This is a genomic window from Sodalis sp. dw_96 (assembly GCF_018449575.1).
Classification (GTDB): Bacteria; Pseudomonadota; Gammaproteobacteria; order Enterobacterales; family Enterobacteriaceae; genus Acerihabitans.
Map to the genome: position 1 here is coordinate 45,851 of NZ_JAAVUT010000019.1, position 20,932 is coordinate 66,782.

At 54.0% G+C, this 20,932-nt stretch carries 20 protein-coding genes; 12 read left to right on the top strand and 8 right to left on the bottom strand.

Going from position 1 to position 20,932, the window contains the following annotated elements; all coding sequences use genetic code 11:
* Positions 1-90 precede the first annotated feature (90 nt).
* From HB631_RS21270 to rlmM, 4 genes are all read left to right on the top strand, one after another.
* On the top strand, positions 91-312 hold the full coding sequence (locus tag HB631_RS21270; RefSeq protein ID WP_213993225.1) for a YgdI/YgdR family lipoprotein: 222 nt from the start codon (positions 91-93) through the stop codon (positions 310-312).
* Between the two features lie 464 nt (positions 313-776).
* Entirely contained in the window at positions 777-1,715 is a 939-nt protein-coding gene (locus HB631_RS21275; RefSeq protein ID WP_213993180.1) for a transcriptional regulator GcvA, read from the top strand.
* Positions 1,716-1,814: 99 nt separating this feature from the next.
* Positions 1,815-2,210: a DUF423 domain-containing protein gene (locus tag HB631_RS21280; RefSeq protein ID WP_213993181.1), complete on the top strand. Its 396-nt coding sequence runs from the start codon at positions 1,815-1,817 to the stop codon at positions 2,208-2,210.
* Positions 2,203-3,303: a 23S rRNA (cytidine(2498)-2'-O)-methyltransferase RlmM gene (gene rlmM, locus HB631_RS21285; protein ID WP_213993182.1), complete on the top strand. Its 1,101-nt coding sequence runs from the start codon at positions 2,203-2,205 to the stop codon at positions 3,301-3,303. The genes HB631_RS21280 and rlmM overlap by 8 nt, the downstream gene beginning before the upstream one ends.
* 147 nt (positions 3,304-3,450) lie before the next feature.
* Here rlmM and HB631_RS21290 read toward each other — a convergent pair whose 3' ends face one another.
* From HB631_RS21290 to queF, 4 genes are all read right to left on the bottom strand, one after another.
* Positions 3,451-5,376, bottom strand: a complete 1,926-nt coding sequence (locus HB631_RS21290) for a glycoside hydrolase family 3 protein (RefSeq protein ID WP_213993183.1) — start codon at positions 5,374-5,376, stop codon at positions 3,451-3,453.
* A gap of 243 nt (positions 5,377-5,619) precedes the next feature.
* Positions 5,620-6,375 carry a flap endonuclease Xni gene (gene xni / locus HB631_RS21295; protein WP_213993184.1) on the bottom strand — a complete coding sequence of 252 codons (756 nt, stop codon included), beginning with the start codon at positions 6,373-6,375 and terminating at the stop codon, positions 5,620-5,622.
* An 80-nt stretch (positions 6,376-6,455) separates the two neighbouring features.
* Positions 6,456-7,820 (bottom strand): nucleotide 5'-monophosphate nucleosidase PpnN, encoded by a 1,365-nt coding sequence (ppnN, locus tag HB631_RS21300; protein ID WP_213993185.1) that lies wholly within the window; start codon positions 7,818-7,820, stop codon positions 6,456-6,458.
* A 130-nt stretch (positions 7,821-7,950) separates the two neighbouring features.
* Positions 7,951-8,799 (bottom strand): NADPH-dependent 7-cyano-7-deazaguanine reductase QueF, encoded by an 849-nt coding sequence (gene queF / locus HB631_RS21305; RefSeq protein ID WP_213993226.1) that lies wholly within the window; start codon positions 8,797-8,799, stop codon positions 7,951-7,953.
* 104 nt (positions 8,800-8,903) lie between these two features.
* Here queF and syd point away from each other — a divergent pair, with 104 nt between their 5' ends.
* The 5 genes from syd to HB631_RS21330 all read left to right on the top strand — a co-directional run bounded on the left by syd (position 8,904) and on the right by HB631_RS21330 (position 12,693).
* Positions 8,904-9,452, top strand: a complete 549-nt coding sequence (syd, locus tag HB631_RS21310; protein WP_213993186.1) for a SecY-interacting protein — start codon at positions 8,904-8,906, stop codon at positions 9,450-9,452.
* A gap of 708 nt (positions 9,453-10,160) precedes the next feature.
* Positions 10,161-10,952: a YdcF family protein gene (locus HB631_RS21315; RefSeq protein ID WP_213993187.1), complete on the top strand. Its 792-nt coding sequence runs from the start codon at positions 10,161-10,163 to the stop codon at positions 10,950-10,952.
* 140 nt (positions 10,953-11,092) lie between these two features.
* On the top strand, positions 11,093-11,437 hold the full coding sequence (locus tag HB631_RS21320; RefSeq protein WP_213993188.1) for a YqcC family protein: 345 nt from the start codon (positions 11,093-11,095) through the stop codon (positions 11,435-11,437).
* Positions 11,430-12,215: a tRNA pseudouridine(65) synthase TruC gene (gene truC / locus HB631_RS21325; RefSeq protein ID WP_213993189.1), complete on the top strand. Its 786-nt coding sequence runs from the start codon at positions 11,430-11,432 to the stop codon at positions 12,213-12,215. Before HB631_RS21320 ends, truC begins: the two co-directional genes overlap by 8 nt.
* A 25-nt stretch (positions 12,216-12,240) precedes the next feature.
* Positions 12,241-12,693 (top strand): flavodoxin, encoded by a 453-nt coding sequence (locus HB631_RS21330; RefSeq protein ID WP_213993190.1) that lies wholly within the window; start codon positions 12,241-12,243, stop codon positions 12,691-12,693.
* A 62-nt stretch (positions 12,694-12,755) separates the two neighbouring features.
* Here HB631_RS21330 and HB631_RS21335 read toward each other — a convergent pair whose 3' ends face one another.
* The 4 genes from HB631_RS21335 to map form a co-directional block, all read right to left on the bottom strand.
* Complete coding sequence (locus tag HB631_RS21335; RefSeq protein ID WP_213993191.1) at positions 12,756-13,148, bottom strand: DUF3461 family protein; 393 nt, start codon at positions 13,146-13,148, stop codon at positions 12,756-12,758.
* A gap of 137 nt (positions 13,149-13,285) precedes the next feature.
* Positions 13,286-14,110: a 2,3,4,5-tetrahydropyridine-2,6-dicarboxylate N-succinyltransferase gene (dapD, locus tag HB631_RS21340; protein ID WP_213993192.1), complete on the bottom strand. Its 825-nt coding sequence runs from the start codon at positions 14,108-14,110 to the stop codon at positions 13,286-13,288.
* 56 nt (positions 14,111-14,166) lie between these two features.
* Positions 14,167-16,842: a bifunctional uridylyltransferase/uridylyl-removing protein GlnD gene (gene glnD, locus HB631_RS21345; protein WP_213993193.1), complete on the bottom strand. Its 2,676-nt coding sequence runs from the start codon at positions 16,840-16,842 to the stop codon at positions 14,167-14,169.
* A gap of 192 nt (positions 16,843-17,034) precedes the next feature.
* Positions 17,035-17,829, bottom strand: a complete 795-nt coding sequence (gene map / locus HB631_RS21350) for a type I methionyl aminopeptidase (protein WP_213993194.1) — start codon at positions 17,827-17,829, stop codon at positions 17,035-17,037.
* Positions 17,830-18,223: 394 nt separating this feature from the next.
* Between map and rpsB the strand changes: the two genes are divergently transcribed.
* The 3 genes from rpsB (at position 18,224) to pyrH (ending at position 20,746) form a co-directional block, all read left to right on the top strand.
* Positions 18,224-18,949 (top strand): 30S ribosomal protein S2, encoded by a 726-nt coding sequence (gene rpsB / locus HB631_RS21355; protein WP_213993195.1) that lies wholly within the window; start codon positions 18,224-18,226, stop codon positions 18,947-18,949.
* A gap of 115 nt (positions 18,950-19,064) precedes the next feature.
* Positions 19,065-19,922, top strand: coding sequence for a translation elongation factor Ts (gene tsf / locus HB631_RS21360; protein ID WP_213993196.1), 858 nt, complete (start codon positions 19,065-19,067; stop codon positions 19,920-19,922).
* A gap of 98 nt (positions 19,923-20,020) precedes the next feature.
* The gene (gene pyrH / locus HB631_RS21365) at positions 20,021-20,746 is read left to right on the top strand and encodes a UMP kinase (RefSeq protein ID WP_132923230.1); all 726 of its coding nucleotides are present in this window, start codon (positions 20,021-20,023) and stop codon (positions 20,744-20,746) included.
* Positions 20,747-20,932: the final 186 nt, after the last annotated feature.

The following is a 20,932-nucleotide window of genomic DNA, read 5'->3' on the forward strand; positions in this document are numbered from 1 at the left end:
ACTTGTTATGCTAATTAACATAAGGTAAGAAAAATGACCTGCTTACCTAAATACTTCAGTTAAGTTTTTTTAATCTGCGAGGAGTTAATGATGAAGAAAACAGCCGCAGTAATCACTGTTTTTTTGCTTGGGTTAACCCTGAGTGCGTGTTCAAGTAATTATGTGATGCATACCAATGATGGTCGCACTATTGTCTCTTCCGGTAAACCCAAAGTCGATGATGAGACCGGCATGATCAGCTACAAAGACGCCAACGGTACTCAGCAGCAAATTAACCGTGCGGATGTAAAAGAAATGATGGAATCGAAATAATTCACTGCATATTAAGTGTTCGAATCCATTTATTTTAAACACATAAGCCAATTAAATTATCTCTAGTCCTCAGGTTGCGCTTAATAAAAGCACCGCTTTCGCGGTGCTACATATTCACTCTGGACAGACAGAAAACTTACCTATAATCCATGGAATACCAAGCGGCCTTATCCAGACCAAACCTGCAACACAACATCACACGATTAGCCAAAAGCCATTCAGACTCTCCACGATCTTCGACTCTTTACAACTCACACTTCACTGCTTTGCGCGAGACGTTGCGCGAGTCTCATACCCTGCAAGAATCCGCATGTCTTTTCGTTCCGGCTCATCGGTAGCGCAACTATAGGTATTTGCTGGTACATCGACAACGGACAATTTATAATGGCTCGGATAAAAAAAACTAATAAGTCAGCTATCCATGCTTATTTTGCCATCCACCGGCTCTGATAAAGTGTCCCGACATGTCTAAACGCCTACCGCCGCTTAATGCCCTGCGGGCATTTGATGCGGCAGCCCGTCATTTAAGTTTCACCAAAGCGGCGGAAGAACTGTTTGTTACCCAGGCCGCGGTCAGCCATCAGATCAAATCGCTGGAGGATTTCCTGGGGTTGAAGCTATTTAGCCGCCGCAACCGTTCGCTGTTGCTAACCGAAGAGGGACAGAGTTATTATATTGATATAAAAGAAATTTTCTCGAATTTGGCGGACGCAACGCGAAAATTACAGTCGCGCAGCGCGAAAGGGGCTCTGACCGTTAGCCTGTTGCCCAGTTTCGCCATCCAATGGCTGGTGCCGCGACTGTCCAGTTTCAATGCCGCCTGGCCGGAAATCGATGTGCTGATCCAGGCGGTGGATCGCGAAGAGGACAAGCTGCCGGACGATGTGGATGTGGCGATATTTCATGGGCGCGGCAACTGGCCGGGGCTTAAGGTAGAAAAGCTCTACGCCGAGTATCTTTTGCCGGTATGCGCGCCATCTTTGCTCAGCGGCGAACATCCGCTGACGTCTCCGGCGGAGTTGATTAACCATACCCTCTTGCATGATGCTTCTCGCCGGGATTGGCAGGCTTTTACCCACCAGCTCGGGCTGTCGCATATCAATGTCCAGCAGGGGCCGATTTTCAGCCATAGCGTTATGGTATTGCAGGCGGCGATCCACGGCCAGGGCGTCGCTTTGGCGAATAATGTCATGGCGCAGATGGAAATCGAAGCAGGTCGGCTCATCTGCCCCTTTAACGATGTGCTGGTAAGTAAAAACGCTTTTTATCTGGTTTGTCATGACAGCCATGCGGAAGTGGGTAAAATAGCCGCCTTTCGTCAATGGATAATTGGGCGTGCCGCCAGCGAGCAGGAAAAATTTCGGGTTCGCTACAACAACGGCCAGACAGTTGGACCACAATGACACTAATAATATCCCCAATAGATTTCATGCTGCGGGCAGCCAACACACCCGCGTCTTGAAAGATGAAGGGTATAACAACGTAATCGTTAGGATTGTGATATGCGAAGTCGTTCCATGTTGGTTTTTGCCGCCGTCAGCGGCCTGGTCTATGTCGTGCTCGGCGCTTTCGGCGCCCATGTGTTGAGCCAGACGCTGGGTGAGTTGGAAATGTCCTGGCTGAGAACCGGCCTGCAGTACCAAGCTTTCCATACGCTGGCCATTATGGCGCTCAGCGTTGCGACGCAGCGCCACGCCAGCCTGTGGTTTTATTGGAGCGGCGTCATGCTGGCTATCGGCATCGTGCTTTTCAGCGGCAGTCTTTACTGCCTGGCCTTGTCGCACCTGCATATGTGGGTGTATATCACCCCCGTGGGCGGGGTCTGCTTTTTAGCCGGTTGGCTATTAATGCTCACCGGTGCGCTGCGTCTCAAAAAGAAGGCCGAACGCCGTGAATAAAGTGATTTTGTATTGTCGACCCGGGTTTGAAAAAGAGTGTGCGGCGGAGATCACCGATAAAGCCGCCGCGCTGGAGATTTTTGGTTTTGTGCGGGTAAAAGAGCACAGCGGCTATATCATATTCGAGTGCTATCAGCATGATGAAGCCGATCGATTGCTGCGTGAAATTCCCTTCGCCGACCTGATCTTTGCCCGGCAAATGCTGCTCACCGGCGAGTTATTGCGTGATTTGCCGCCGGAGGATCGCATTACACCTATCGTCGGAATGTTGACCGGCGCCGTTAATGGCGCGGGGGACGTACGGGTGGAAGTGCCGGATACCAATGAAAGCAAAGAACTGATGAAGTTCTGCCGCAAATTCACCGTGCCCCTGCGAGGAGCTCTGCGTGCCCAGAAGCTGCTCACCCCGCAGGAAAAAGCCAATCGCCCGGTTATCCATGTGTTTTTTATCGCGCCGGGCTGTTGTTATGTGGGCTACTCCTACAGTAATAACAACTCGCCCTTTTATATGGGGATCCCCCGCCTCAAGTTCCCTTCCGAGGCTCCCAGCCGGTCCACGCTTAAGCTGGAAGAAGCGTTCCACGTCTTTATCCCCAGCGATGAATGGGATGAACGGCTGGGCAGCGGCATGTATGCTGTGGATTTGGGGGCCAGCCCCGGCGGCTGGACCTATCAATTGGTGAAGCGCAGCATGATGGTGCATGCTGTGGATAACGGCGACATGGCCCAAAGCCTGATGGACACCGGCCAGGTCATCCATCACCATGCCGACGGGTTCAAATTCGAGCCGCCGCGCAACAATGTCTACTGGCTGGTGTGCGACATGGTGGAACAGCCGGCGCGGGTGGCGCAGCTTGCCGCCGATTGGCTGGTAAAAGGCTGGTGCCGCGAAGCCATCATCAATCTCAAATTGCCGATGAAAAAACGATATGAAGAAGTCTGCCAAAGCCTGGATCTGCTGCGCAATAGCCTGAAGGAAAACAGCGTCCATGGGGAAATCCATGCCAAACAGCTTTATCACGATCGCGAAGAGGTGACTGTGCATATACGCCGCTTTTGGAGCGCCGTACCCGGACGCCGCGATGAGCGATAATCGACGGGCCCGGGTAGAATAAGGGTCCGAAAGGGCCTTTGGTGACATGCACCTTACCACTCCCGAACATAAGCGCAGCCATGGGACGCAAATAACATTGAAGTCATGCGGGAGCGCTCTGACACCCGCTATGGTTGCTTCCGACGCCTAGCTTGTCAGCCCGAAGCCGCGGGGATATAGTAGCCCCGCGGTATGACCGAGACTGTCGACATTATAAATATTGACCGGCAATCCGCCCTTCGCCGACAGTTTGCCGATGATAACCTCAGTGGCCGCGTTCAGGGACATGCCGCGCTGGTTATGCTTATCGGATCCATAAAAAGAGTAGGTCGCCAACACCGCATCGGCCTTGTCGTGATAATTAGCAACGTCATAGGGCGCTTTCAACGAGAGATAGATCACCTTCTTACTGGCTGCTTTAGCGATGTTAATGGCTTCCTGAATTTTATCTTTTTCAGAAGAGGCTGAAGAGGACGGATCGGGTGATTTCGACGATCCGGCGACGTTTATTTTCTCACTGACGCGGTCAGACATATTACCGATAATCAATATATCGTATTTTTTGATGTTCAACTTCCGCAGCCAGGCCTTTTCATATGAATCCTCACTCCGTACCGAATGGTAGCCATTTTCACGCAGGGTATATTCAATGGCCGCGCTCTGTTCAGCCCAGGGCATTAAAATATAGATATTTTGAGATTTTTCTTTTAGGGGGATAACTTGATTGTCATTTTTTAATAAGGTAACTGAGCTGTCGGCAATCTCCTTTTCCAACGTTCTGCTCAGCGTTACGTCATGAGAAAAATCTTTTCTAACCGGCGCTATAATGTTTTTTTCCAATTTTAAATCGATAATCCGGCTGACGGAGGCTGTAATGGCCTTTTCATCAATAACCTTTTCGGTAATTTTTTTAGCCAGGTAATTTATCAAAGTCTTCAATTTAAACTCGTCTTCAGCGCAGTATACGCGCAGGGGCATAAGCGCGATATCGACACCGGCCTTGAATATCTCTTCCATTACAGTATGTATATGAAAATTATCACTGATCGCTTTCATATCCAGCGCGTCGGTAATGGTGACCCCTTTAAACCCCAGTTCGCCGCGTAATAAATCGGTCTGTATTTTTTTTGACAAGGTTGCCGGCAGGATGATCTCTTCTCCTCCTTTGTTCTTCACCTTAGTGTCGTCAAGGGCCGGATATTGGATATGGGCGGTCATAATCATATCCGGCGCTTCACCGGAGGTTATAGCGTCGCGGTAGGGGGCCAGATCGATGTCGTGAGCATCCTGGCGGCTTTTGGTCACCACCGGCAGGCCAAGATGAGAGTCGGTTACCGTATCCCCATGGCCGGGGAAATGTTTGGCGACGCTCACCACGTTTTTGCTGCCAATGCCTCCGATCATCTTCCGGGCCAGAAGGCTGACTGTTGCCGGATCGTCGCCAAACGAACGAACATTTATCACCGGGTTGTTCTGGTTATTGTTGACATCCATCACCGGTGCGAAAAGGGTATTAATACCGAGGGATAACACATCCCGTGCCATGACGCACCCCTGCTTGTAGGCCAGTTCGTTTTCCCCCCGGCCCTCCATGGCGGCGCCCAATGCCATATTACCCGAAAAAGAGGAGAACTCGCCCCGGGGCAGCCGAAAGACGCTGCCGCCCTCATTATCAATGGCGATAAATAACGGAATGCCTTCCGCCGTCATGGTTCCCCGGAGATCTTCAGTGAGTTTTTGTATTTGCTCTTTATTCTTCAGATTATTGGCAAACAGAATAATTCCACCAATGTGATTATGCCAGATGATGTTTCTTATGGTTTCGGTGAGCAGCACCATATCCTGCTTATCGTTAATTAAGTTATCTTCCCACCAGAAACGAAAATCCAGCATGATTTTTTGACCTATTTTTTCTTTTAAGGTCATTTTTTCCACTATTTTGTCGCTATTGCTTACCTCCGCCAAAGCGTTGTTGAGAGCCTGGTTAACCTTCGGATCGTCATTGGGGAAATCAGCAAGACGATCAATGGACGGCAAGGCATTAGCAGAGGCAGGAAATAATATTGGGAGCATATATTTCTCACAATTATAATGTGCAATTGAATGACAAGATATATAAGTAATGAATGAAAAGCGTTGCCGGCAGAATATAATACAGTTTGAAAAATACAATGTTGATATTATCTTAACAGACTAACTTCAACTGAAAGAGAACGGCCTTCCAATATTAAACACGGCGACTTCGAAGATATTTTGGGCAAAACGCGGAGCGGTTTATGTCACCGAAGGCGGCGCGGTGGCCACCTGAATAGAGATTCAACGGGGTAGCCGTAACTGCTGCAGATTGCCTTGCAGTGTAACGCCGGTATCAAGCGTCGCCACCCGGCGGCATATAAAGGCTATTTCCCGCTGCGGCTCAAGTTTGTTCCGCCATTTTGGCGGGACATCGGCCAATTGTTCATAAAGGTTTTCCAGGCTGCCGGCCTGGCTGATGAGCTGCGCCGCGGTTTTGGCGCCGATACCGGCGACGCCGGGAATCTTGCTGCCGTTGATGCCGGCCAACCCCCAGTAATCGGGCAATTGCTGTGGCTGTACACCGAAGGTACCGGTGATAAACGGCAGGTCCAGCCAGCGTTTCTGAAAATAATCCCTGATTTGGATCGCCGGAGACAATAGCTGGCAATATCCCTTATCGGTGGAAACCAGGGTAACGCGATGCCCGGCGGCGGCGACTTTAAAGGCCAGCGTCGCGGCGATATCGTCCGCTTCATAACCGGTTAACTGCCAGGATGCCACCCCGGTTTGGCTGAACAGATGCTTGATGTCGGGCAACAGTACGCGCAGCTCGCCGGGCATCGGCGCGCGTCCGCTTTTGTAGCCCGGCAATAGTCGATGACGCCAGCTTTCGTTACGCTGTTCATCGTCGAACACCGCCACCGCGTGGGTCGGTTCACTATGAAAAATCAGCTGCTTCAGCGCATGGTCGCAGGCTGAGGGGCAGGATGGACCCTGGGTGGCGTGCATGCGGCGAATGAGATTCAAGGCATCCACAATCAATAAATGAACCGTCATGGCGTGTCGTCCTTATCATCATCCAACGGGAGGGGGACAGGGTATCCATGTTTCACCCTGTCCCCTGGCAGGTCTGGGGGCTAAATGCAGATCTCGTAGCAGGGAATATAGGCGCTGCCCGGCAATTTCATGCGGTGTTGCGCGACAAAACCTTGCAGCAGGAGATCCATGCGTTTCATGATATCCGGGTCGCCGCGAAGTTTATAGGGGCCGTGCTGTTCAATGGACTGGATGCCGTTTTCCTTTACGTTGCCGGCGACAATGCCGGAAAATGCCCGCCGCAATGCCGCCGCCAGCTGTTCGGCCGGCTGATCGCGGTGCAAATTCAGATTAGCCATGTTTTCATGGGTGGGATCGAACGGGTGCTGCAGATCCTGCGCCACCTTCAGCGACCAATTGAAGCTGTAGGCATCGCCGCTGCTGCGCCGGTTTTCCTTGACCCTGGGCATGGCTTTTTTCATTTGGCGGGCCACTTCCGCCGCATCGTCAATGATGATGGTGTAATGCCTGCGGGCCTCTTCCCCCAGGGTACTGACGACAAATTCGTCCAACACCCGGAAATAATCGGCGCTGATGCCCGGACCGGTAAGAATCAGCGGCAATACCTGTTCCTTATTGGCCGGATTCATCATGATCCCCAGCAAATATAACAACTCTTCGGCGGTGCCCACCCCGCCCGGGAAAATAATGATGCCGTGGCCGATGCGGACAAACGCTTCCAGCCGTTTTTCAATATCCGGCATGATAATCAGTTCATTCACCAGCGGATTGGGCGGCTCGGCGGCGATAATGGACGGTTCGGTCATACCGATAAAGCGTCCTTCCTTGTAACGCTGCTGGGCATGGCCCACCGCCGCGCCTTTCATCGGCGCCTCCATGGCCCCCGGCCCGCAGCCGGTGCAGATATTCAGTTCACGCAGGCCCAATTGGCTGCCTACTTTACGGGCATACAGATATTCGGTTTCACTGATGGAATGACCGCCCCAGCAGACAATCATATTCGGCGCTTCCCCCACATGTAAGCCGCGGGCGTTGCGCATAATGGAAAAGATTAAATTGGTGATATGCACTGAATTATTCAGGTTAAGACTCTGATGGTGGCCGGCTGAGACAATCTGTCCATTAACGAACAGAATATCCCGCAGCACCGCGAACAGGTTCGCCTGGATCGAGCGGATAAGACTGCCGTCGACAAAGGCCTCTTCAGGCGGGTTCACCAGTTCCAGCTTCACCCCGCGCTCACGGCGCAGCACATTGATATCGAAATCCTGGAAGCGGGCCAGCAGTTCTTTGCTGCTGTCGGTCTGGGCGCCTGAATTTAATACCGCCAGCGAACAGTTGCGGAACAGACGATAGAGATCGCTGCTGGCAGTGCGTTTGAGCATATCCACTTCAAGTTGTGACAATAAATCCATTGAACCGAGGGGGCTGATATGCGTAATCAAAATAACTCCTTGGTGCGCGGTTTCGCACAAAATTTTTATTCAAATGCTCGTCGTTATATACCCAATTGATTTCGAGCTGTAGCCAGGCGCAGCCAACGCACCTGTAACGTGAAAGATGACGGATAAAACATTATTGCCGCGCCAGACGGCCGGACGACGGCACAAATTGCGTATTGCTGCGCCACGGGTTGATATCCAGTCCGCCGCGACGGGTGTAGCGGGCATAGACCGATAGCTGCTCCGGGTGGCATAAATGCATCAGATCGGTAAAAATCCGTTCCACGCATTGTTCATGGAATTCGTTATGATGGCGAAAAGACACCACATAGCGCAATAAGGCTTCGCGATTGATGCGCGGGCCGCGATAGGTGATTTGCAACGATCCCCAATCCGGCTGATGGGTGATCAGGCAATTAGATTTCAACAAGTGGCTGACCAGGGTTTCGCTGACCGTTGCGCCATCGTCCGCGGCGTGCCGAAGCCATTTATTGCTGAAGGTATAATCGTCGATGCGGATATCCTGCCCGTCAATGCATTCGCCGGAAAATTCGGCGACGCCCCGGCTGCCCATCTCGCCAAGGGGCATCAACGCCAGATTCACGTCCCCTTCGGCGCAGCGGGCGAGATCGCGGATTAAAACATCCCGTACCGTAGCCCAGTCGGCAAATCGGGTCTGGTTAAAGCTGTTAAGATAAAGCTTGAAGCTTTTGGATTCGATGAGATTGCGGCTGGCGGCGTCAAGACTCATTTCACCAATGGCCACCTGCGGCACGCCCCGGTCGTTGAGCCAGGACAATTCGTACAGCGTCCAGATATCGGCGCCGTGAAATCCCAGCGTTTGCGGCGTCAAACCCAGGGGCTCGCGGTTAAGGGCGCGCGGCACCGCCTGCAGTAAGGCGGCGTCATAGCGATCGCTATAGGGAGTGGGTTTACCCAGCGTCAGCGATGCCAACGCCTGTTGATTTTCATAAGCGGACATATCTTTCGTAGACATAGCTTTAGTGGACATAAAATAGTTACCCTGAATCCTTCTTGTTACTATGGGTCTAGTGTAACGTAGAGCGCCGCAAGATGAGAGAGATTATGGATTACCAAGTGTCACAGGCATTGCAGGCATTCACCCGCCGCTATCAGCAGCACTGGCAGACCGCCACCGGCGGCGCCCCCGCCAGCCGCGCGCTGTTCGGGGTGCCGTCCCCTTGCGTTATCGGTGAGCATGGGGATCAGGTCTACTGGCAGCCCTGTCCGCCGCCGGAAGGCCTGACCCTGGCCGGGGTGGAGCGGGCGCTGGAGATGCAATTGCAGCCGGCGGCGGAAGCGTTTTATTGCAGTCAGCTGGCGGGAGATATGTCGGCACGTTATCTCGATCGCCCGCTGGAATTGCTGCAGGTATGGAGCGAGGCCGACGGTATTCGCATCCAGGAAAATCTTATCGGCCATCTGCTGATGCAAAAAAGGCTGAAATTGCCGCCGACGCTGTTTATCGCCACTACCGAATCCGAACTGACGCTCATCTCCGTTTGCAATCTCAGCGGGCAAATTCTCCTGGAAGAACTCGGCCGAAAAAACCGCACGGTGCTGGCTGATAACCTGCCGGCGTTTTTATCTCTGCTGGAACCTGAAGTAGCCTGAATGAATTTGTCGTATTTGTTGAAAAAAATGTAAGAGATCTCTTACAAATACTGTGAGACATTGCAGGAAAAATAACTTTAAATTCTGGCCTGAAATGCTGATAATTTCCCATTAATCAATGAATTAATTAGCAGTATTAGCAGTGCAAGTGAGAACAATATCTTCCGTTATGTATAACTGTCTTGTATAAAGCCTTCAATTAAGCGATCTTATCAATCAATTTAACGACGCGGCTATTTTAAATGTTTTAGCCGCCGACGGACAAGGATGGGCTCAGGAAGAGCCGGAATAGGGAGGGACGCAGGAACGCGCCCGGATATTACAGGACGATGATCGGGACACCTCCAGGATGGAGAATGTGAGTGGATCAGGGAGAATCCGCGGGCAGGAAGGCCACAAGGACATACGTCGGACGACGTAGTCGGTTTCAAGGATGGAAATTGCCGATACGGATCGTTGCAAGGTTATAGCGTTTATAACTTTTCATGGATGAACGCAGGGAGCACAGCGATAGCGGGAGTGCTATAAATGAACCGGGGGTACTGTTTCGACAGTACCCCCTTTTCTTTGTGCGTTTATCCCCTCGTTAATGGCGGAGATCCACCATGATGGTCTATCATGGGCGGCTATATACCCCTCATCATTCAAGTTGATACGCTTAGCCGCAACTCGACTTCCATCGGGTATGGTTAATTAAGGAGCGTCGCCATGTTTTCAGCCGCCCAGGTAGCGGATCTCAATCTGCTGGCATCGTTTTTGTCCTGCGATCAAACCCGGGGTGCTTCGCCGCAGCAGCTTGCCGGCTGTGGCAAAGCCGACCTGCTGGTGCTGCTGGGCAACGCGGTGCTTATTACCGCCGAACGCGTCTTTCAGGCCGCATCCGCCGGCGTCGCGCCTAAAATTCTCATCGCCGGCGGCGTGGGGCATGCCACTGAATTATTGTACCGGGCTGTGCAACGACATCCACTGTATCACGACGTCGCCACCGCCGGGCGCAGTGAAGCGGAGATACTGCGGGATATCGGCCGGCGGTTTTTTGGTCTGGCCGATGAGCGGATCCTGCTGGAAACCCAGTCCACCAACTGCGGCGACAATGCCCTACGGGCCCGTCAGGTATTGACGGCGGCCGGTGAACGGCCGCGCACCCTCATCCTGACGCAGGATCCGCTGATGCAGCGACGAACCGACGCCAGCTTCCGAAAGGTCTGGCAGGATAGTCCGGAAGTGAGGTTTATCAATTGGCCGACGCTGGTTCCGGGCTTTGAGGCGAAGGCGGGTCAGGTGGTATGGAGCCCGCGGGACAGCGCCGAATCATGGCCGTTGCCGCGTTTCGTTTCCCTGCTGCTGGGGGAAATCCCCCGGCTGCGCGACGCCCCGGGGGGTTACGGCCCGGCGGGGTCCGGTTTTATTGCCCACGTGGAGATCCCGCCGCGCATTGAAGCAGCCTATGCCCGTCTTGAGCCGGCGTTAAGATCAGAATACGGTGACCGGCTGATGTGAGCCTAGGCATTGCGGCATTAGCGCCGGGCCGGGTTCAGTGCTATTCTCTGGCGTTTTGCAACCGGGGGGCAACGGCCTTTTAATCAGGTCTGTGTCGTTTCACAACCTCGGGGCGGCGGCCTTTCAGTTTGGAGCGCATCATGAACTTACACCTTGAGATTCGGCAACATTTGTTTGATATCGAGCAGACGATGCAAGCCTTGGCGATTTGGCAATCGCAGCCGCCGGCGCAAACGGCATTCGACAGCATCGAGCCTTTCTGTATTGATACGATGCAGGCGGAGCAGTGGCTGCAATGGATTTTGCTGCCGCGCATGCATGCATTATTGGATAAGCACGCGCCGTTGCCGGCCCGTTTCTCCATCACCCCCTATTTCGAAGAAGCATTACCCGATGCCGCGCCGCTGTTGATTCAACTGCGGCGGCTGGATGATTTGCTTAACTCGAACCCCTCTTCCGGCGAGCGGACAGTCCAGCATGATTGAAATATGTTATCAGGATGAGTTTTTAGTGGCGGTGAACAAACCAGCCGGTTGGCTGGTGCATCGCAGCTGGCTGGATCGCCGGGAAAAGATTGTGGTCATGCAAACGGTACGGGATATGCTGGGACAGCATGTGTTTACCGTACATCGTCTTGACCGGCCCACCTCGGGGGTGTTGTTGCTGGCGCTGTCCGCCGAGGTAGCCCATACCTTGTCCGGGGAGTTTGAGCAGCATCGGGTGAAAAAAACCTACCATGCGGTGGTGCGGGGTTATATGGATGGCGACGGCACTATTGATTATGCCCTGACGCAGGAGCTTGACAAGATTGCCGATAAATTCGCCCAGCCGGATAAAGCACCGCAGCCGGCCATAAGCCACTATCGCGCCTTGGCCCAGGTGGAAATGCCGGTGGCTATCGGCCGCTATCCCACCTCCCGCTACAGTCTGATGGAGCTCACGCCGCAAACCGGCCGCAAGCATCAACTGCGCCGCCATCTTTCCCACGTCCATCATCCACTGATTGGCGATTCCACCCATGGCGATCTGCGCCAAAATCGCGGCTTCGCCCGCACGTTCGACTGTCCGCGCCTGATGCTGCACGCCAGCCGTCTGGAACTGGCGCACCCGGTAACCGGTCTGCCGCTGGTTATCGACGCAAAATGGGATCAGACCTGGCAAAATCTCCTGGGCCGGTTTCAATGGACCGGCATTCTCCCTGCTTATGAAAGGGTTGAGTTTGCCGCGGCCACGGGTCAGGATATGGCGACATTGACACGATAAATATTTATGCGAGGGAGTTAGGCCAATGGCACAAGTGGGTATTTTTGTCGGCACGGTCTACGGTAATGCGTTATTGGTTGCCGAAGAAGCGGAAACCATTCTGGTGGAACAAGGCCATGAGGTGAAGCTGTTCGAAGAGGGTACGCTGGAATCCTGGCAATTTTATCGGCATCATTTTGCGCTGATCGTTACCTCCACCACCGGCCAGGGAGATTTTCCCGACAGCATCGCCCCGCTGTTCCAGGCGGTGAAAGAGCACGTGGGTTATCAGCCGGAATTGCGTTACGGGTTGATTGCATTGGGAGACAGCAGCTACGAGAATTTCTGCGGAGCGGGGCATACCTTTGATGCTCTGCTACAGGAGCAGGGCGCTGTCAGGATCGGTCAACTGCTGGAAATCGACGCACAGGAAAATCCCGAACCGGAAGTTGTGGCCATCCCCTGGGTGGAGAAGTGGAGCGGTCTGATCGGCGCCTGAAGCGTCCAGCCCCGGAGTCTCTGACCGCCGGGGACGGAAGCCTTGGGGCCTTGGCCCTGCCCTCAGGATTTGCCGCGGGTCAGCTTTTCCAGATCCGCCTCGATCTCGGCTATTTTATTGGTCACCACGCTGTCAAGATGGCGCAGATCGTCCAGGATTTTTTGCTTTAAATCCACTTCAGTTTGATCCCGCAGGCAGAGCTGATCCAGCTCGTCGATCACATAACGCAGGTTGGGGCTGATTTCGTTGATTTCACGGTAACCCTCTGCGGCGTTATCGGAAACCACGGTTTTACGCTGGCGCGGGTATTTAAATTTCACGCTTTTAGCGAAAAATTCACCTTTGTCCCGGCGAAAATAAATTTTCAGAATATCGTTATTGGCTTCCTGACGCAGGCTGTAACGGTCGATATCGTCCGGATGATTTACGCCAAGGCTTTTCAAGTTATCGTACATAGGGCTACCTCTGGTGTGTAATATCCTGTGATGAGTATGACGCCCTCAGGCGCCATAAAATGTGATAAACGGCTTGCATTACAGCCGGCTCTCTATCCGTGGGGGCCGCGCGGGAAGCGCATTCGCCAATAAAGATATTAGTCTATCGTTCTTAATAACTCATTGATGCCGACTTTACCGCGGGTTTTTTCGTCGACTTTTTTAACGATAACCGCACAGTACAGGCTATAACGCCCATCTTTAGACGGCAGGTTGCCTGATACCACCACTGAACCGGCCGGAACGCGTCCATAATGCACTTCACCGGTTTCGCGATCGTAAATTTTGGTGCTCTGCCCGATAAAAACCCCCATGGAGATAACCGAACCGGTTTCAACAATGACCCCTTCCACCACTTCGGAGCGTGCGCCGATAAAGCAGTTGTCTTCAATAATGGTGGGGTTGGCCTGCAGCGGCTCAAGCACCCCGCCGATGCCGACACCGCCGGACAAATGGACATTCTTGCCGATTTGCGCGCAAGATCCCACTGTGGCCCAGGTATCCACCATGGTGCCTTCGTCCACATAAGCGCCGATATTGACATAAGAAGGCATCAACACGGTATTGCGGGCGATAAACGCGCCCTGGCGAACGGTGGCGGGGGGCACCACCCGGAAACCTTCCCGCTGGAAGCGCGCCTGATCGTAACCGGCAAATTTCATCGGCACTTTATCAAAATAGCGCGTTTCCGCCCCGTCCATAAGCTGGTTGTCGCTGATACGGAATGACAGCAATACCGCTTTTTTCAACCATTGATGGGTTATCCATTCGCCATTGATTTTTTCCGCCACCCGCAGCGTGCCGCTGTCCAACTGGGCGATGACCTGGTTAACCGCATCGCGGGTAACGTTATCCGCCGTTGCCGGCGTGATGTCCCCACGGCGTTCAAAGGCATTTTCAATGATCTGTTGTAATTGCTGCATCCTATCTGTGTCCCGTGTCTTGTCGAATGAAATGAATTAACTCGTCATCACTTGTATCATATTTTTTCGTTTGGAGTGAGCGCCTCCGTTAAGCGCCGCTGCAATTCCTGGCGGATCGCCGGACTCAATGCGCGTCGGTCGCTGCCGGCCAGGATAAACAAGTCCTCCACCCGTTCGCCGATGGTGGAAATCCGGGCGCCGTGGAGCGATACGCCCAAATCCACAAACACCTCGCTGACCCGTGCCAGCAGGCCGGGCTGATCCAGTGCCGTCAACTCCAGATAACTACGCCGGTCGGAGTGTCCCGGCAGGAAATCCACCAGAGTGGGCACAAAGAAATGACGGAGTTTGGGCGAGGGTCGCCGCGAGCGCGGATGCTGGTATTTGCCGGGTTGCAGCGTTTGCAGCAGCGCCAGGCAAATCATGTTGTGGCGATCCGGCGCCAGCGGGCTGCCGTCCGGTTCAAGCACCACAAAGGTGTCCATGGCCATTCCGTCGCGGTTGGTGAAGATTTGCGCGTCATGGACGCTCAGGTTACGCCGGTCCAGTTCCCCCGCCACGGCGGCGAACAGGTAAGGACGGTCCTGGCTCCAAATGAATATTTCCGTGCCGCCGCGGGTGGCCTGTGGACTGATGAGCACCAGGGGCTTTTCGGAGTTGTGCTCCAGTAAGTGGCGGGCGTGCCAGGCCAACTGATTGGGGGAGTGACGCAGGAAATAGTCCGCGCGGCAGCGGCTCCAAAGAAGATTCAGCGCCTCTTCGTCAACGTTTTCCATGCGCAGCAGCGCAAGCGCCTGCGAGCGGTGGTGACGGATGCGCGCGCGCATATCCGGCATATTTTGCATGCCGCGCCGCAGCTGTTTTTCCGTGGCGAAAAACAGCTCGCGCAACAGGCTTTGCTTCCAACTGTTCCACAGGGTCTCATTGGTGGCGCAGATATCGGCCACCGTCAGGCAAAGCAAATAGTGCAGCCGGCTTTCCGTTTGCACATCGGCGGCAAAATGCTGCACCACCGCCGGGTCCTGGATGTCCCGCCGCTGAGCGGTTACCGACATGACCAGATGGAATTGCACCAGCCAGGCCACCAGCTGCGCTTCGCGGGAGTGCAGACCATGCAGCTCGGCGAATTCCATTGCATCTTTGGCGCCGAGGGTGGAGTGATCGCCGCCGCGCCCTTTGGCGATATCGTGAAACAGCGCCGCCAGCAATAACAGATGCGGGTGCGCCAGCCGGGGGAAGAGCTCGACACACAGCGGGTGCTTGGGCCGCTCTGTCTCGTCGGCGAAGCTCTCCAGTTTCATCAATACCTGGATTGTGTGCTCATCCACGGTATAGGCGTGAAACAGGTCAAACTGCATCTGTCCGACAATATTGCCCCACTGCGGCATATAGGCCCATAACACGCTGTGGCGATGCATGGGCAGCAAGGCATGCCGTACCGCCCCCGGATGGCGAAGGATAGCCATGAAAAGCTGCCGGGCCTCGGGGATATTGCACAGCGGGCCGTCGAGATGACGACGGGCATAACGCAGCTGGCGGAGGGTGGCGGAATAGATGCCGGAGATGTTCTGATGCTGCACCATCCGATAGAACATGCGCAGTATCGCTTCGGGCCGGCGGGCGAACAGGGTATCGTCCCGTAAATCGATCAGGTCGCCGCGCAGTTGGAAGTCTTCGTCCAGCGGCTGTGGCTTCTCGTCCGGCGCCAGCGCCAGGATGGCTTCGTCAAACAGTTGCAGCAGCATCTGATTCAGTTCGCTGACCCTGCGGGTGACGCGGAAAAAATCCTTCATCATACGTTCAACCGGCACATTGCCCTCGCCGCGATAACGCAGTATCTGCGCCACGCTTTGCTGCCGGTCGAATAACAGACGATTATCATAGCGGGTTATGGCCAGATGCAGCGCAAAACGGATACGCCATAAGAAACTCTGGCATTCATTGAGCTCATCGCGTTCGGCCTGGGTCAAAAAACCGAACCCCACCATTTCGTCCATGGAAGTGGCGCCGAAGTGGCGATGGGCCACCCATAACAGCGTATGGATATCCCGCAGGCCGCCGGGGCTGCTTTTAATATCCGGCTCAAGGTTATAGCTGGTGCCGTGGTAACGCTGATGGCGCTCCTCCTGCTCCGCCAGCTTGGCGGGGAAGAATTGGCTTGATGGCCAAAAATCCTCGCTGAAAATGCTCTTTTGCAATTTCAGGAACAGCGCCACATCGCCGCATATCAGGCGGGACTCGATAAGATTGGTGGCGACGGTCAGGTCAGCCTTACCCTCTTGCAGGCATTGGTCGAGGCTGCGTACGCTTTGGCCCACTTCCAGTTTCAAATCCCAGAGCAGCGTCAGCAATTCGCTGATATGCTGCGCCTGCGGTGCGGTGAGGGGGTTCTGGCTCAATACCAGCACATCGATATCCGATAGCGGATGAAGTTCGGCGCGCCCATAGCCTCCCACCGCCACCAGCGCGGTTTCCGGCGCCGCGTCGAAACCGTGAAAGCGCCAGAGCTGCCGCAGCAACTGGTCGATATAGAGGGCGCGGGCGTCTATCAGCGTTTCCGCCGGTACGCCGGCGTTAAAGGCATCCGCCAGCCAGGCGTGGAAATCATCCAGACGATCCCTCAGGAAGGCGCGATTCAGGTCCTCATCGGGCCAGGTCAACGGCGATGAGGGTTTGATCGGCAGAATACTGTCGACGGGGGGTTCGGCATACTGAAGGATTCTATCCGGCATATGAGGCCCATGGTAAAGCCGGTAACTCCGCGGGGGGGCAGCCCGACCCCGGCATTACCGCACGAGTAGTAGGTCTGTGCCGGGGAACGGGATTCGGCAACTGCCGCCGGTTACCCGCCCCGGGTTACTGATGAAGTCCGCCGTTTCGGCTTTCAGCGCCGGACCCGATGCGGTATCGGCGCGAGCCGTGACTCAGGCCGGATGCGTAATCACCTGCGGCAGGGTGTCGTCGCTGCGCAAGGTCATAATTTCGCATCCATTATCCGTCACCACAATAGTATGTTCATATTGCGCCGACAAGCTGCGATCCTTGGTTTTTACCGTCCAGCCGTCTTTCATGGTGCGGATGCGGTAGTCGCCGGCGTTCACCATGGGTTCGATGGTGAAGGCCATGCCCGGCTGCAGCACCACGCCGCCGTCATCGGCATCATAATGCAGCACCTGCGGATCTTCATGAAAGCCCCGGCCGACGCCGTGCCCGCAATACTCCCGCACCACGGAAAAACGTTCCGCTTCGACGAATTGCTGGATTGCCTTGCCCAAGGTGCGCAGGCGAATGCCCGGTTTTATCATCTTGATGGCCAGGTTCATGCTCTCCTTGGTGACCCGGCACAGGCGCTCGCCGAGGATGGTGGGTTTGCCCACCAGATACATTTTCGAGGTATCGCCATGGAAGCCGTCTTTAATCACCGTGACATCGATATTGACTATATCGCCGTCTTTCAGTTTTTTTTCATCCGAGGGAATCCCGTGGCAAACCACTTCATTCACCGAAATACAAACGGATTTGGGAAAGCCGTGATAGCCGAGGCTTGCGGAAATGGCGTGCTGATGCTCGGTAATATGCTGATGGCAGAGACGATCCAGTTCGCCGGTGCTTACACCCGGCACAACATAAGGTTCGATAATTTCCAGAACTTCGGCGGCCAGATGGCCGGCAACGCGCATTTTTGCTATATCGTCAGAATTTTTAATGGGAATAGCCATGAATAGATCCGCAGTCGGCGTACGCGTCGACAATGTATGATTACAATAAAATAAAGGATAATGTTATCAGCCAAGCCAAAGACTGCCAAATTATCATTTGGCGGAGCGGCGGCAAAGAACAAATAGTGGAGTCTCGACGCGGATTATGGTATAAAGCGCGCCGACGATCGGCGTAGAGTATTTTGGTCTTATGCGCCGCTCAGATCAACTATACCCATTAGATTTCGAGTCGCGGCCAACACAGCTGCAACTCAAAAGATAAAGGGTATAAACTCAATTGTGTTATTACACACACGTATCGGCACATGTGCCGGGGTGCCTTGGCCTGTAAGGCGGGGTCGGCCGCATGGGATACGTGGAGGCATAACCCCAAACAATCTATAGAGGTTTAATCATGGCAACTGTTTCCATGCGTGACATGCTCAAGGCCGGTGTACATTTCGGTCACCAGACCCGTTACTGGAATCCGAAAATGAAACCTTTCATTTTTGGTGCACGTAATAAAGTCCACATCATCAACCTTGAGCAAACGGTACCGATGTTCAACGACGCCCTGGCCGAGCTGAACAAAATCGCCTCCCGCAAAGGCAAAATCCTCTTTGTCGGCACCAAGCGTGCGGCAAGTGAAGCGGTAAAAGAAGCGGCCAACAGCTGCGATCAATTCTTCGTGAATCATCGCTGGTTAGGCGGGATGTTGACCAACTGGAAAACGGTTCGTCAGTCCATCAAGCGTTTGAAGGATTTGGAAACCCAATCCCAGGACGGCACTTTCGAAAAGCTGACCAAGAAAGAGGCGCTGATGCGCACTCGTGAACTGGACAAGCTGGAAAACAGCCTGGGCGGTATCAAGGACATGGGCGGTTTGCCTGACGCGCTGTTTGTTATCGATGCGGAACATGAGCACATCGCTATCAAAGAAGCCAATAACCTGGGCATTCCGGTGTTTTCCGTGGTGGATACCAACTCCGATCCGGACGGCGTGGATTTCATCATCCCGGGCAACGACGATGCCATTCGTGCCATCAATTTGTATCTTAGCGCCGTCTCCACCGCCGTTCGTGAAGGCCGCTCCCAGGATCTGGTTGAACTGGCCGAAGAAAGCTTTGCGGAAAACGAATAATAAGGCATGCTCTTTTTGAGCCCTTATTAACCAAGTTTAAAATATGTTGGTTAGAGGGCCTGTCTTCAGGCCCTCTTTTTTACCTATCCCCCCACGGGATAACGAGGAAAAAATAATGGCTGATATTACCGCCGCCCTGGTTAAAGAACTGCGCGAACGTACCGGCGCAGGCATGATGGAATGTAAGAAAGCCCTGGTTGAAGCACAGGGCGATATCGAGCTGGCTATCGATAACATGCGTAAATCCGGTCAGGCAAAGGCGGCCAAGAAAGCCGGCCGTGTCGCCGCCGAAGGCATCATCCTGACCAAAATTGCTCAAGATGGTAAATACGGTGTTATCGTTGAGTTGAACTGTGAAACCGATTTCGTGGCCAAAGACGGCGGATTCAAAGCCTTCGGCGACGACGTGGTGAGCGCCGCATTGGCGGAACGCATTTCCGATATCGAAACGTTGAAAGCGAAATTCGACGACCAACGCGCCGCGATGGTGGCCAAGATCGGTGAACATATCAATATTCGCCGCGTTGCCGCGCTGGAAGGGGACGTACTGGGTTCATACCTGCATGGCGCCCGTATCGGCGTTCTGGTTGCCGCCACCGGTGCCGATGATGAACTGGTGAAGCATGTGGCCATGCATATCGCCGCCAGTAAGCCCGAATATGTCAATGCGGACGATGTACCGGCCGACGTCGTGGCGCGTGAGCACCAGATTCAGCTGGATATCGCCATGCAATCCGGCAAGCCCCGTGAAATCGCCGAAAAAATGGTGGAAGGCCGTATGCGCAAATTCACCGGCGAAATCTCCCTTACCGGTCAGCACTTCGTTATGGATCCGAACAAAACCGTCGGCCAGCTGTTGCAAGAGCATAAAGCCGGCGTGATTAACTTCATCCGTTTCGAAGTGGGCGAAGGCATCGAAAAAGCGGAAGTGGACTTTGCCGCTGAAGTCGCCGCCATAAGCAAACAGTCTTGATAAGTGGTCTGAACCGCCGTCGGGGGGTTCAGACCGGAAGAGCTATCCTTATGCCCTGAATCCACCCATCTTGTTATCGCTGCTTTAGGAACAGAAAAATGGCAACCAATGCGAAACCCGTTTACCAGCGTATCCTGCTTAAATTGAGTGGCGAAGCTTTGCAAGGCGCAGAAGGTTTCGGTATCGACGCGAGCGTCCTGGATCGCATGGCCCAGGAAGTGAAGGAACTGGTGGAGTTGGGCATTCAAGTCGGGGTGGTGATCGGCGGCGGCAATCTGTTCCGTGGCGCTGGATTGGCCCAGGCCGGCATGAATCGTGTGGTGGGCGACCATATGGGCATGTTGGCGACGGTGATGAACGGATTGGCGATGCGTGATGCGCTTCACCGCGCTTATGTCAATGCGCGCCTGATGTCGGCGATTCCGCTGAACGGCGTTTGCGATAATTACAGTTGGGCTGAAGCCATCAGCCTGCTACGAAACAATCGTGTGGTGATTTTTGCCGCCGGTACCGGTAATCCGTTTTTTACCACGGATTCGGCGGCCTGCCTGCGCGGTATTGAAATCGAAGCCGACGTGGTGCTGAAAGCCACCAAGGTGGACGGCGTGTTCTCCGCCGATCCGGTGAAAAATCCCGATGCTACACTGTATGAACAGCTGAGCTACCAGGATGTCCTGGAGCAGGAGCTTAAAGTGATGGATCTGGCGGCTTTCACGCTGGCGCGGGATCATAACATACCCATCCGGGTGTTTAATATGAACAAGCCGGGCGCGCTTCGGCGCGTGGTGATGGGTGAAAAAGAAGGTACGCTTATCTGCAAATAATGCCGTTTACCTGATGGATTTCGCGTTACTGCCAACACAACCGTAACGCGAAAGGCGAAGGGTTTAGGATAAATAGCAGTATTATACGCTTGATAGGAATAGGACAGACAGGGCGAAATGCCTAATGTCAGAACCTGCCGCCGCGGGTTTTGACTATCATGGGCTTGGCATATGCTTAAGCCCGCC